General features: G+C 53.0%; 10 protein-coding genes. 1 reads left to right on the forward strand and 9 read right to left on the reverse strand.

The window, feature by feature from the left end; genetic code table 11:
- Positions 1 to 102 precede the first annotated feature (102 nt).
- From ACFQ88_RS32030 to ACFQ88_RS32065, 8 genes are all read right to left on the reverse strand, one after another.
- Positions 103 to 1,428: an ABC transporter substrate-binding protein gene (locus ACFQ88_RS32030; protein WP_379460859.1), complete on the reverse strand. Its 1,326-nt coding sequence runs from the start codon at positions 1,426 to 1,428 to the stop codon at positions 103 to 105.
- 263 nt (positions 1,429 to 1,691) lie between these two features.
- The gene (locus ACFQ88_RS32035; RefSeq protein ID WP_379460861.1) at positions 1,692 to 4,187 is read right to left on the reverse strand and encodes a glycosylhydrolase-like jelly roll fold domain-containing protein; all 2,496 of its coding nucleotides are present in this window, start codon (positions 4,185 to 4,187) and stop codon (positions 1,692 to 1,694) included.
- Between the two features lie 35 nt (positions 4,188 to 4,222).
- The gene (locus ACFQ88_RS32040) at positions 4,223 to 5,347 is read right to left on the reverse strand and encodes a DUF6807 domain-containing protein (protein ID WP_379460863.1); all 1,125 of its coding nucleotides are present in this window, start codon (positions 5,345 to 5,347) and stop codon (positions 4,223 to 4,225) included.
- A 1-nt stretch (position 5,348) separates the two neighbouring features.
- Positions 5,349 to 6,242, reverse strand: coding sequence for a sugar phosphate isomerase/epimerase family protein (locus ACFQ88_RS32045; RefSeq protein WP_379460865.1), 894 nt, complete (start codon positions 6,240 to 6,242; stop codon positions 5,349 to 5,351).
- Positions 6,239 to 7,330 carry a Gfo/Idh/MocA family protein gene (locus tag ACFQ88_RS32050; protein WP_379460867.1) on the reverse strand — a complete coding sequence of 364 codons (1,092 nt, stop codon included), beginning with the start codon at positions 7,328 to 7,330 and terminating at the stop codon, positions 6,239 to 6,241. Before ACFQ88_RS32050 ends, ACFQ88_RS32045 begins: the two co-directional genes overlap by 4 nt.
- 18 nt (positions 7,331 to 7,348) lie before the next feature.
- A complete protein-coding gene (locus tag ACFQ88_RS32055; RefSeq protein WP_239633892.1) occupies positions 7,349 to 7,552 on the reverse strand; it encodes a hypothetical protein in 204 nt (67 codons plus the stop codon).
- Between the two features lie 17 nt (positions 7,553 to 7,569).
- On the reverse strand, positions 7,570 to 8,895 hold the full coding sequence (locus ACFQ88_RS32060) for an ABC transporter substrate-binding protein (RefSeq protein WP_379460870.1): 1,326 nt from the start codon (positions 8,893 to 8,895) through the stop codon (positions 7,570 to 7,572).
- 71 nt (positions 8,896 to 8,966) lie between these two features.
- A complete protein-coding gene (locus ACFQ88_RS32065) occupies positions 8,967 to 11,030 on the reverse strand; it encodes a glycoside hydrolase family 65 (RefSeq protein WP_379460872.1) in 2,064 nt (687 codons plus the stop codon).
- Between the two features lie 255 nt (positions 11,031 to 11,285).
- On the opposite strand from ACFQ88_RS32065, the gene ACFQ88_RS32070 reads away from it, so the two are divergent.
- Positions 11,286 to 12,263 (forward strand): helix-turn-helix domain-containing protein, encoded by a 978-nt coding sequence (locus ACFQ88_RS32070; protein ID WP_379460874.1) that lies wholly within the window; start codon positions 11,286 to 11,288, stop codon positions 12,261 to 12,263.
- 72 nt (positions 12,264 to 12,335) lie between these two features.
- On the opposite strand, the gene ACFQ88_RS32075 is transcribed toward ACFQ88_RS32070, so the two are convergent.
- A complete protein-coding gene (locus ACFQ88_RS32075; protein WP_379460876.1) occupies positions 12,336 to 13,094 on the reverse strand; it encodes a tRNA threonylcarbamoyladenosine dehydratase in 759 nt (252 codons plus the stop codon).
- Positions 13,095 to 13,114: the final 20 nt, after the last annotated feature.

A 13,114-nucleotide genomic window follows, 5' to 3' on the forward strand; every position in this document is an offset into this window, starting at 1 on the left:
CGCTGCAAGAGCTCCGTTTTCGCCGGACCAGCGACGATTCAGCAAAACAAAAAAGCAAGGAAGCGGCTCGAAAGCCGGCAATCCGTTGCTTTTTCATACAAGCTATTTTTTCGCATCCGCAATTTTCTTGGCTGTTTCTTCCTCTGTCGCACGGAATACGGTATTGTAATCGCCTGTCATGACGACCTTCGGAACCGCCTTGGCGTACGGCGTCAACAGAAGGCTGTCGTAACGGGTTTTGGCCGGAATCGGCGCAAATTTGTTGTAGAAGGAGGCTCCGAAGTTTTTCCCTTTGAAGATGCTCTCTTCTCCGTACACTTTCTTGATCGCATCCGAATTCGATACCGGCATGAGTCCGATTTTGGACAATTTGGTCTGTATTTCATCCGTAGTCAAATATTGAATGACCTTCATCGCCTGATCTTTTTGCTTGGACATTGACGTGACAGTGAAATACGTCGGATACGCCTGTGAGCCGACCTTCGGCAAGCTCTCGAACGTAGGGAGAGACACCATATCCCAGTTCATGCTCTTAAATTCCTCCGGAAATACGAACACGATGGAGGACAGCCATGCGAACATCGCCAAATTTTTCTCGACAAGAAACTCGTTGCGGTACGGAATCGCATCCTTCAGCTGCTTCATGTATTCTACATACCCTTGCGATTTGCTTGGCCCGACGAATACGGTGTCAAAATATTCTCTCCACTTTTCATTGGAGAAAATGGTCGGCTGCTCCGTTGTCGGATCGACGAACGGGATCGACAATTGGTTCATCGGCAGCATGTGTGTCTGCGAGCTGGACAGGCCGACATACTGCTTGCCGTCCATACGGGTCAGCTGCTGGGCCAGCTTGTTGGCTTCGGTCCAGGTCATGCCGTCCTTCGGATAAGGCACGCCGAATTTATCGAACAAATCTTTATTGTAATACAGCACCATATTGTTGTTGAACACCGGAATGCCGTATATTTTATCTTTACCGATCAGCTTGATGGAATCAACGACGGATGGCTCCATTTTGCTAAAATCAATCTGATGCTTCTTCACCAGCTCCGTCATGTCGAATTCCAGACCGTTATCAAGGACCGCCGAGGCGAAGCCGCCGATGGAGTCCCAATAAATGTCGATCGTCTCGCCGGAGGTCAGAAGCTCTTTGATCCCGTAATCCTTCTGCTTCTGAATATACTTGATATTGTAGTTAGGGAATTTCTGTTTGATCGCGTTCCCGAATCGCTCGTTCCAGCTCTCTACCGAATCGCCGCTGTTCGAGAAGACAACAAGGTCCGCCTTTTTATTTGTATCGGAAGGCTGAGCCGTCGTTCCTGTCCCGCCTTTGTCTTCTCCCCCGCTGCCGCCTCCGCAAGCCGCCAACATCGAAAGCATCATGGTGGATACTACCACGGAAGCTACTGTTTTTTTGAGCATCATTGATCTTTCTCCCCTTTTCGTAACTTTCAAAGTAACCCTTCCATCACAAAATTCAATGAGAATGGAAAGTGAAACCGCTTTAACTTCATATCTTCACTCTCTATTAAAGCGATCCGATTCTAGTCCTGCGGGTATTCTTGCAGCAATTATGATATTCGGAACGATGCCCGCAGCCATAAGCTGCTGGGCACCATCCCTTTCGCTTTCCGTGCTAACAGCAAGTAATTGGAACATCCGCTATTCGAGCAAAATTGCGAAATCAATTACCGGTCGAATTCGGCAATTGTCACCGGTCCGATCAAGCCGGACGGCAGCTTCACCCGGTCCACCCGATTCGCCAAGCTGTTCGTGACGGCAACCCGAAGCTCATTGGTTCCCGGCTGCAGCAAGGGCCCGATGTCAAATGAATACGGATGCCACATGCGGACACCGGCCCATTGGCCGTTAATCCAGACCTCGGCCATTTCATGCGCTTCCCCCAAATCCAGCACAACCCGGCGGTCCGGCGATTTCGTCTCATCGATCGGGAATTTATTGGAGTAAGTCACCGTCCCGGAGAAATGCTCCCATCCTTCCCGTTCCGTCCAGCTGCCCAAGGTCAGTGCATGCTCCGTAAGCTGCGGAGCTTCTACGTTCCACGTATCGGCCGACAAACGGCGAGAATAGGATACGACAGGCCTCTTCTCCCGGCGCAGGCCTTCCTTCCCTGGAGCAGCGGACGGATCGACGCGGAAGACGAGACATTGCCGTCTCTCTACAGTGAAGTCAATAACCGTGCGTCCTTCTCGCGAATAAGCGTCCGCTTCGGATATCTCAGCCTCCCAAGGCTTCCACAGCTCCGCCCTGCCGGACACTCCGACCGACAGGCTTCCGTCGTAAGCTTGTTCGCCTTCGTTAACGACAACGTAAAAATGGTTATCCTCCTTAACGACATGGCTGACCCGGATATCTGGACATGCCGGCTCCAAGGCTGCGTCTTTCGCAAACAGACGGTCCAGCTCTGCGACGATTTGCTCCGGTGCTGCAGCTTGAGCGGTCGCAGGCATCGTTCTGCGGGCTTCGCCCGTTTGCAGCTGAATGACGGAGCCTCCCTGTTCGATAAATTGGCTGAGAATCCGGCCCGTTTCCTCTTCCCACAGCCCGTCGTTCTCAACGATGACGACGGTATACGTCTGGTTCGCGATGCGAATTTGCCCGTCGGAAACGGTACAAGCTCCTGCCAGCAAACTTTCCTCCAGATAGTTGAATTCTCGCTGATGCTCGTAAAGAGGCTTTACCGCCTTCCACGGCAGCCAATCCTCTCGCCCCAGAACGGCGATCGGGGTCACGTTCGCGCTGTCGGTCATAATCCAGCTCATCCGTTTCATGTAATCGGCAAATTGCGTGTAGTGAGGCCACCATATGTTGTTCGGCCCTACATCCGGCGGACGCTCGTTAATTCTGCGGGGACCGTCGATTGAATAATAAAAGGCGTGCGGGCACAGATAGTTGACGCCTCTGACGAGCAGCCAGTCCATGTACCATTTCATGTCCCCGGCATGAAGCGCCCAGCCTCCGCCGGGACTGCATACGCCGAGCATTTCGTTCAAATTTCTTCGCCGGCCCCGGTGTCTGGCGGCATCGGACGAGCATTTGGCCATCGTCGTATGCCTTCCTTCAATGGCTTTGCCGTCCTCGGGGGCAACCCAGCGCCAGACGACGTCCTGTCCGGGAATATGAAAATGCTCGAGCAGACCGATTTCGTCGCTTTGTGCAGGATGTCCGGTCAAAGCGATGCCGTGCTGCTCGCACCAGTCGCTAAGCGGCTTGTAATACGCGGCTACCATCCGCTTATTAACCGCCTTGCGGTATCTTCGGCGCACTTCGTCGGACGATTCCCCGTCCATCCACAGAAGCGGCAGATCGGTTTCTGCGCAGCCTTCCTGCAGAAAATATCCGAGAAAGCCTTCCGTCCAGGCGCGCAGCCCTTTCCTGTGACGTCGTCCGAGCAAATCCGGCTCATCCGTGAACATCGCTTGGATCGTAGTGCCAAAGTAATCCTTCAGCCTCTCGTAATACTTGTCGTGAGTCAAGCGGATAAATTTGGCCGTCGCCAGCGGATTCATCAGATCGGCGGCTGCCGGTGCGTTCGGTTCCCCGTCGTCTTCGCCGAAATGGATGCCTCGGATCGTTCCTCTGGAGAACGTCTCGATGAACAGCAACATCGTCCAGTCGCCGGAGTCTTCGCGCTGCAGCGAAACCTGGCCTTCGGCAGGTTCCAGAAGCGTCAGCGTCTGCCAGTCGGGCTTATCACCCGTTCTACGGACCGCTTGGGCCGAGACGAGCACATCTCCGTCTTCGAGCACATCCGACAGCCGAACCGGCTTCTCGCAGCCGAGCTCCACCATCTTCAAGCCTCTGCTGGCAAAGGCGGGATCGCCCTTCACGACCAGGCCGTTGGCCGCTCCGGAAGGGTACATCGCCTCGTCATACAGAATGACGGTCATTCCTCTGCGATAAGCATCCTTGACCGCTGTCTCCACCAAATCCAGGTACGTATCGGACATGTAGGGGATCGTTTCGGGAAGCCCGATTCTCGGGTGAATGACAAACCCCATGACCCCTTTGTCGGCAAAATCCGCAATTTGCCGCAATATTTCGGCCGGGCTCAGGTCATCGTTCCAAAACCAGAACGGAACGGGGGTAAACTCATTTGAAGGATGTAAAAATTGCTCCCGCAAATCCTGTTTGGCGCTTGTACTGTGCGTCGATAAGCTCACTGCCAAGCCTCTCCTTTCTAGCTCCGGTATTATTGTTATTCAGCCAAGGTCACTTTCGGAGGATGAATGTAGTCTTGATATTTGCCGGCTACGCCGCTTGCTGCGGTATCCCCGGTGTGGAAATAAATCCGGTGCTTATAGCGGATGGATTGCCCTTTTTGCAATAGTTTACCTCCAAGGAAGTAAAAGTTGTTCGGAGCGAGCAGCCCGTAGTCCCGCACATGCCAATAAGTAGGAAAATCCGTATTGTCGGGATGGTCGAAGGCCGCGATACCGAGCGTGTGCCCGCCTACGTTGCCGTAGTAATCGCACCATTGGGCGCGCTGTCCCCAGCATTCCTTCTCGCCGACGGAGCCGAAGGCATTGCGGATGACGCCTCCGTTGTCCGCTTTCATCGATTCCGCAACGCGAATGCCAAGCGGTCCCGCTTCCTTCGTAGCGCCAAGCTCCACGCGGCCGTTAGCCTGCAGAGTAAAATCCAAATCGATAAACCGTCCCTCTGCCGGCGTATTGTAAAAGGTCATCGTGCGGGTTTCCGTCAACTGGGGCTTGCCGCCGTAAGAGCACCAATTCTGGGTAGACGTAATGCTCGCGAATACCGGACCTTGCGTCTTGTTATCGATGCCGGTTACGATCTGCTTCCCGTGCCGCTCCTTCGGCTCGTTCCACATATCAATATCGTTCACGTCCCCAATTGCAAGCCATATCGACCGGTGGTGGGGATGCTCTTTCGTTTCAAAATCCAGGCGGGTATAGCTTTCGCCGTAAGGCCCGATTACCGTCCCCAAATACGGCTTGGCAATGGACGGATCGAACACATACGAGGTGAACCGCTGTCCACCGATCACAATATCGATCTGATGCTCTTGCTCTTCTAGTCGCACGCCGTCATCCGCGTGTTGTTGTGTACCCTTACCGCTCGCGACGGTATATTGCTGGGTCTCTCCTGCTTTGAGTCCGTTTACAATCCAGTGCAGGACGAGCTCTCCATTCTCTTCCTCCACCTGCAGAGCCATAGGCTCACCTTGCGGCCCGAGCAATTGCAATCCGTCCGCTGTCTCCCCCTGCGATAGCAGCGAGTCTGCCGAAACGCGGTACGATACGGGACAATAATCCCGGTTATGATTTCCCGAATGGACGAGCAATGCAATGGATGCCATGTTAATCCCCTCTTTCCTTCATTTGTGTAATCAGACTTTGCACATAACCCAAAGATTTGCCGCTCGCCGCCGCTGCGTCCGCAACCATGCATTCCGCGGAAATACGTCCCCTGTATCCGCTCGTTTGAAGCACGGACAGCAACCCCGCGAGATCAACGCCTTCTTCGTTGCTTCCATCAGGAAAGCCGCGGTCGAACTCGGCGTAATGGACATGGGCCAGCATCCGGTCGGCTACCGCCTGTGGAATGACCTCAAGCGGTTCCTGCTCCAAATGCATGTGATAAGCATCCGCCAGCACCCGGACGTTCTGTAAGTTCAGCTCGCGAGCCAGGTCCAGAGCTTCCCCCACCCTGTTGATCATATTGCACTCCTTGTTGTTCAACGGCTCGATCGCCACAACAATGCCATATTGCTGTGCATGCCGATCGCATAGGCGGAGAAAATCCTTGATCTGCTCCATTCCCTGCTCTTTGGAGAAAGCTTCCGGCGCCCTTCTGGCGGCACCGCTTCCGAAGATGATGATTTCCCCGCCAACCGCTTGGACGCGGCTCATGGCAAGCGCCACATAGGCATCGATTTCCTGTGTGCGGACATCCGGTCCCGTCAATTTTAAGGTTGGAGGTATGAAGCTGTTAAACACCGGAATCGTAAGCCGGTCGGCCTTCATCTGTTCCTTCAATTGTTCGAACTCCGCAGCATTCAACTGCACGAGGGCGCCGACCGTCAGCTCGGCAAAATCGTACCCCGACGACAGCAGCCGGTTCATTTCGTCAACCAGCCTTGTTACTTTATCTTCATTTCGATTCGATGCATTGCCGCTTTGCGGCATAAAAGATCCGGACGTAATGCAGCAGCCGACGGGAAACGGTTGTCTTCCATTCGTCAGCCCGCTCATACTTCGCTCAGCTCCGGTACAAAAGGAAAGAAGATTTCTTTTCCCGTTCTTGCCGACTCGTACAGTGCCTGCACGATCTCGACGGAAGCTCTGCCCTCGCGGCCTTCAATCATCGGCGGACGATTCTCGACTACCGCATCGATCATATCCTGAACCTGGCCTGCGTGGCCTGTTTTCGGCAATCCTGCAGCGGCTGTACCCGAAGCCTTGGCGTTTTGGCTGCTGCCGAACTCCTCAAGCACTCGTGCTTCCTCCGAGAATTGCTCGTCGTCGTCGGCCATTTTGAAAAGCTCAATCCGGTTGTTCTTGGAGTAAATCGAACCGGTCGATCCATGAATTTGCACCGATACCTCCAGCCCCGGATACGCGCATGTCGTGCCGATCAAGGTTCCAATCGCTCCATTGGCAAATGTCACAACGGCAACCGCGGTATCCTCTGTCTCAATCGGATGCGTATACGTGCCCGCTTTGGCGAAAATGCTTCGGACCGGGCCCATCAGCCATTGCATCAAGTCGATTGTGTGAATCGTTTGATTCATCATCGCTCCGCCGCCGTCCATCGCCCAGGTGCCCCGCCAGCCGCCATTTTTGGCATAGTACTTGTCGTCTCGGTACCACTTCAGATGGAAGTTGCACGTAATCAGCTTGCCCAAGCGGCCGCTGTCGATGGTTTCCTTGATTTTCTGATTGCCCGGAGCCAGACGGTTTTGGAATACGCAACCGAGATAACGTCCTTCTTCCTCTGCGACGCGATTCATCTCGTCGATCCGGTCGAGGCGGATTTCCAGCGGCTTCTCCGTCAATACATGCTTGCCCGCCCGCAAAGCCTTCACTGTATGGTCACGGTGCCAGCCGCTCGGCGTGCAGACGCTTATAGCATCGATATCTTCCCGTTTCAAGAGCTCGTCATAGCTCGTATAACGGTTCTCAGGAGCAATCCCGTGTTCGTCGCCGAGCTTGTTCAGCACTTCTTCGTTCATATCGCAAATGGCGACGAATTTGCAGCCTGCCGCTTTGACGGCGCTAGCGAGGTGGCTTTTTCCGACACCCAGTCCAAACACGGCATATCCGATCTCTTTTGTCGTCATGATTCAGTGTAGCCTCCTTTAAATATCCAGCTTTTTTTCTCCGGAACGGAACAAACGAATAACAGCCAAACGCAAGACAAGGGGCACGGTGACAAAGCCAATAATCAGAGAGCCGCCGAATCCGGCATTGCCGTACACCGACGAGAACCATAAGCCTGCCGCAATCCAAACCATCAGCAGAACAAGAAACAAACCGCACAATATCAATATTTTTTTGACCATGTGTGCCCCTCCCGCACTTAGTTCTTTTTCGCAGCCTCGATCGCTTTGTCCGCTTCCTCCTGAGCTTGGCGAAGTGCCGTATTAATATCGATTTTGTTCAGAGCAAGATCAGCCAGCTTGGCGGTAATCGCATTTTCCGCTGTCTTGTCATACTCGGTTTTTACCGATATCGGAGCGGACTTGTTATAATAAGCGGCTGCCAGATTTTTATTTTTATGAGGGCTGTTCTCGCCAAATGCCTTCCGCACCTCAGGATTGGTGAGTACGGTCATCCCGCCCCGTTTGGACAGCTCGGTCTGGTACTCGTCGGAAACCAAGTAAGCTAACACGTCGAAGGCTTGCTCTTTGTGCTTGGAGAAGGATGGAATAGCCCAATATACCGGATATTGCTGGCTTCCTACGCCCGGATTGTCCTTGTACTGCGGGTATGCCGCCAAATCCCAATCGAACGGCACCGGCTCCGGATTCACGACCTGCCAATCCGAGAAGACGCCCAAGATAGCCAAGTCCTGTGTTTTAAGCCATTCGCTCGAGTAAGGGAGCTTGCTGTTCAAATCCGCCATTTTGGATTGATAGAGGGAATCTGCCGCCGGCTGCAAGATAGGCTGAAGCAGCTGCTTCCATATTTCATTATCAAACGTCGCCTTGCCGGTCTTCGCGTCCACAAACGGCAGCGAATAATTGTTCATCCTCATGCTGTGGCTGGGGGAAATAGCCATGCCTACGTACTTTTTGCCGCCGTCGGTCCGGTTCAGCTTGCCTGCAACTTCGTACAGCTCTTCCCAGCTCATGCCGTCCTTCAAATAAGGGATGCCGAATTTGTTAAAAATATCCTTGTTGTAGTACAGCGACATCGTATTGGTCGTCACCGGAAGACCCCACAGCTGACCGTTGCCGTTTTGCTTCAATGCGTCGATCAGCGTAGGATCAAAGCGGTTCAGATCGAGGTTTTTCTTCTTCACCATCTCTGTCAAATCGAACGTCGCTTTGTTTCTCGGCAGCGTGGAGAAGAAGGTTCCAATCGATTCGTAGTATAAGTCGATGTTGACTCCCGCCGTGATCAAGTCCTCCAGCTTGGTCCCTGCACCTTCCCTGGGATTGATATATTTGATCGTCACATGCGGAAATTTCTTTTTGATATAGCTGGCATAGTTTTTCTCGAATTCATCGTTGTTCGTGCCGCCTGCGGAATAAATCGTCAATTCAACCGGCTCCGGGTTTGCCGCCGTTTTCTTAGTATCATCGGCTGTAGCAGTGGAGCTGCCGGTATCTTTAGCGCAGCCTGCAAGCATGGAAGCCGTCATAGCAAAAGCCAGAAAAGCCGGAATCGTATATTTACGCATTGAAAGAACCCCCTCTTTTTGTTAGGAAAAACATCGATGTTCCTTGTTCATTCAATGAAGCCTCATCTCATTTACATCCAGCGTTTCAAGCCTTCTGCGCGCACTGTCCAGCTGCCGTCGGAAGGAAATCCGGGAGCGTGCCCCTCAGGGCCTCCCTGCCAGCCGCCGGCCATCATTGCCACTGCGGTTAACAGTCCGCCGTTCCCCGGCAGGTAAGCATACAAGCCCGGACGCTGGTAATTGTGCCCGTTGGCCAAATACGTGTTTTTGGTCACGTCCTTGAGCAGCAGATCGACTGCCCAAGCCCCTTCGCCCAGCCGGGCTGCAGTCATGGCCGCCATCGGGTAATCCCATCCCCACGTATGCTCCCAGGTCCAGCTATCCATCACTTTGAGCAATGTGTTTCTCATCACTTGCAAATCCGCTTTTTTCCCCGGAAGCATTCCCAGGGCTCCCAGCATGGAAGGGTGGTCGATATTCGCTTTGGTATAAGTGTCAGGGCAGTTTTCATGTGCCAAATAGACGCCGTCCGCTTCCGGAAGCTCGGATAGCTTCTCGCGTACCTCATCCCATTGAGGCGGAACCGGCTTGCCCATTCTTCGCGCCCATTCGGCTGCGATTTCCAGACCATGACGCCAATATTCGAGCTCATACGTCGGATTCCATGTATGCTCCCCTTTGTGATTCTCTTGAGCCGGAATTACAGGCGGACCGAGCACATATCTTTGACCCTGCTCATCCCACGCTGCAAAAGAGGCCATAAATTCGGCGGATTCCAGCACGATATCTCCGTAGCGCTGCAGCGTCTCTTGGCTCGGATCGGCCAAGTAGCAAAGCTCCGCCATCACGATAGGATGCGGCTGCTGCCATATGAGCAAAGGAGCGATTACGGATGGACTTTGTTTGCCGTCGGCCGCCACCATTTTGGGCCAGCGGGCTCCGGTGTAGCCTTGAGCCTGCGCCAGCTCCCGTGCGAGAGGGAGAATGTCCGCGTACCAGCCCATACTGCGCTCAAGCAGCTGCGTCCTGCCCCAGAGCGGAAAATGAAACGCATGCCACCAGTGCATCTCCAAATGCAGCTTCCCGAACCAGCTGTTGTACAGCAAGCCGGTTTCCTGCGGCGGCACGGAGCCTGCACTATGGATCGCCGTATTGTACTGGGAGAGGACGATCCTCCGTTCCAGCTCCAGAGCTCGCGGATCGGCGCTTTCGGCAAGCTCTACCGCCCCGCCTTCCATCCAGAACGTCTCCCAATGACGGCGGCTCGCTTCCAATGTATCCTGCACGCCTGCAAGCGTTATCAGTTCAGCCGATGATGAGAAGCCTGCGGCGAATTCCAGCCTGTCGGATGAAGGTGAGCTCTGCAGCAAGAAGTCGTGCTGCCCTACCTGAGACAGCTCTCCTTGCGTCCATTGCAGCTTTACTGCATAGCTATCGTCATCCATCGTTCTCTCAATGGTGGCTCCCGAAGCTCCATCCGGAATGCAGCGAGTCACGTGAGAATCGGCTTCTCCCCAATTCAATGCAATGGTCTTGTCCCAACCCCTTGCTGTCATTCCCGGTGCAGGGAAGCGTATGCTGATGCCGAGACGCCCCTCCGATAACAGCGGGCTTTCTACGGTCACAACCAGCTGATCCCGATCGGGATGCACGCACGTTTGCACCCGTACTTCTTGCTCTTCTACAACAAATCGGCTGTGTAAAATTCCGTTCCACAGATCCAGTGTCTGCTCTATATTCGTAATGGACTCAGGCTGTACCTGAGCACCGGACGACGAAACGATATGAAACCCGAACTGCCCAAGCTGCAGCCGGTGCGGATTTTGTCTTAGCCAATGGTAAGGCTCCTCTTTATCCTCCGCATGAATCGGGTAGCCGCCGAGCTTCGTCGTCTCATCCCGATACTGGAGCCGGACATCGTCCAGTGACCAGACATCGTGTCCTCCCGAGCTGTGCCATGCCCATTGGGATTGCGTTCCCAAAGGGATGGTGTACTTGTCGGGGAATGTCTGTAAGCCCGTAAAATCGGCGGTAAAAGCAAACTCCCCGTTTCCTACGGAAAGAGGAGATAATGGGTCGATGGTTGTCATAACAGGATGATGCCGGGTTACCAAAGCTTTACGATTGATCTTCAAGCGACTGCGCCCCCTCATTTAACATGATCAATTAAATTATACCAATCTGACCGTTTGTCATATGGGGGGTTCACACGATGTTTATGGGGCTTAGACCTCATTTCGCGAAAATAACCCTACAAAAGTTAGTGCAAGATGGGTTGATAATCTGAGCGATATGTGCTTATAATGGTACAAAATAGGTATATTTTGCATTACTCCCAACGACGAGATTCCCCTATATCCGTTTATAGTACTTTTCTGAGGTGAGTGTAGATGAATCCAGTGGCAATGGAAGTGTTCAAATCGGAACAACGATTTCGCCCCGGCATGAATGTTTTCGTCAACCGCGCTTTTGAAGCGTTCAGCATTCCGCAGCATACGCACGATGCGATAGAAATCAGCTATGTCACCGAAGGAACAGGATATCAATATATCGATGATACCGTCGTTCCTGTCAAACGAGGCGATATTTTTCTGCTGCCTATCGGCACCTCTCATGTATACCGCCCTACATCTCCTGATAAAGTTCGTACTTTGGCGATTATCAATTGCGTGTTTCGATTGGAAGCGCTTCCTTCTGAGGGGAATATGCCTCCCCGCGGTTCCGAGCTGCATCATGCTTTATACAGCCCTTCGAAGCTGAAGCGTCCGTGGTTCCACTACTACGATAAAGACAGCAAATACACCGACTTGTTCCATACGCTGCTGTCCGAATACCGGCTTAAGCTTCCTGGCTATGAGGTTGTCGTCCAATCCATGCTGACTCAGATCATGGCTCTTCTTCATCGGGATACATTGTCTTGCGTCGCTCCGGAAAAAATGAACCTGAAAATCCAGGATGCGCTGCACTTCATCAAGCACCGTTATCATGAAGATATCAACTTAAAGCAGGTAGCCGAGCATGCTTTCCTTAGCGTCAGTCATCTCCAACGGCTGTTCAAACAAGCGACGGGAACCTCGTTTACGTGCTATGTGCAAAATTTGCGAATCCAGCGCTGCTGCGAGCTGTTGAAATCGACCTCGATGACCGTACAGCAAATCGCCGGTGCGATCGGCTACCATGACATGAAGTTTTTTCATACGCTGTTCAGGCAAAAGACCGGAATGACGCCCCAGGAGTACAGGAAAAACGATAATACCATCCTATTGGTGGAAGACAAATCGGAAGAGGACGATGACGATATCCGGGACATGAAGTATTCCTTTCAGCCTTATGAGATTAGAAAAGCTTCTATCGGAGTCGTTCGATGAAATGAAAAGAGCCTGGCAACCAAGAAGGAGTCCTGCTCCTCAGGTTTGCCAAGCTCTTTTTAAATTTCTATTTTACGATTTGGCTTTGGCCGCTGCCGCCAACAGATCCTGTACGACGACGCTTACTGCGATCAAGCCTGCAACCGGGGGAACGAATGCATTGCTCGCCGGAGGCTGCTGCGCTTTTCGAATTTCAGGGGCATTTTCCGGCACGATTTTCTGCGTTACGTCTTCACGAGGCTTGATAGGCTCTTCCGTCGAGAAGACGACCTTCACGCCCTTTTTGATTCCGTCTTTGCGCAGCTTTTGGCGGATGACTCTAGCCAGCGGATCCATCGAGGTTTTGGAAATATCCGCTACCTGAAACTTCGTCGGATCCATTTTGTTGGCCGCGCCCATACTGGAAATGATCGGAATCTTCCGCTGCAGGCACTGCTTGATCAAGTGGATTTTGTAGCTGATCGTATCGGAAGCGTCGATGACGTAATCAAGCGGATACTCGAACAGCTTCTCGTACGTTTCTTCCGTATAGAACATACGCAAGGAAATGACGTCGCACTCTGGATTGATTTGCAAAATCCGGTCGCGCATCAAATCCGTCTTCGGCTGACCTACGGTCGATAACAGAGCGTGGATTTGACGGTTGACGTTTGTAATATCGACAACGTCTTTATCGATCAGCACGATCCGGCCGACGCCCGTGCGGGCTAAAGCTTCTGCAGCTATGGAGCCGACACCGCCGACGCCAAGCACGGCTACGCTGCTGTTGCGCATAGCCTCCAGGCCTTCGGGACCGATCGCAAGCTCCGTTCTGGAAAACTGGTGCAGCATAACGGGCTGCCCTCCTTATT

Source organism: Paenibacillus sp. NPDC056579 (assembly GCF_042793215.1).
Lineage (GTDB): Bacteria > Bacillota > Bacilli > Paenibacillales > NBRC-103111 > Paenibacillus_S.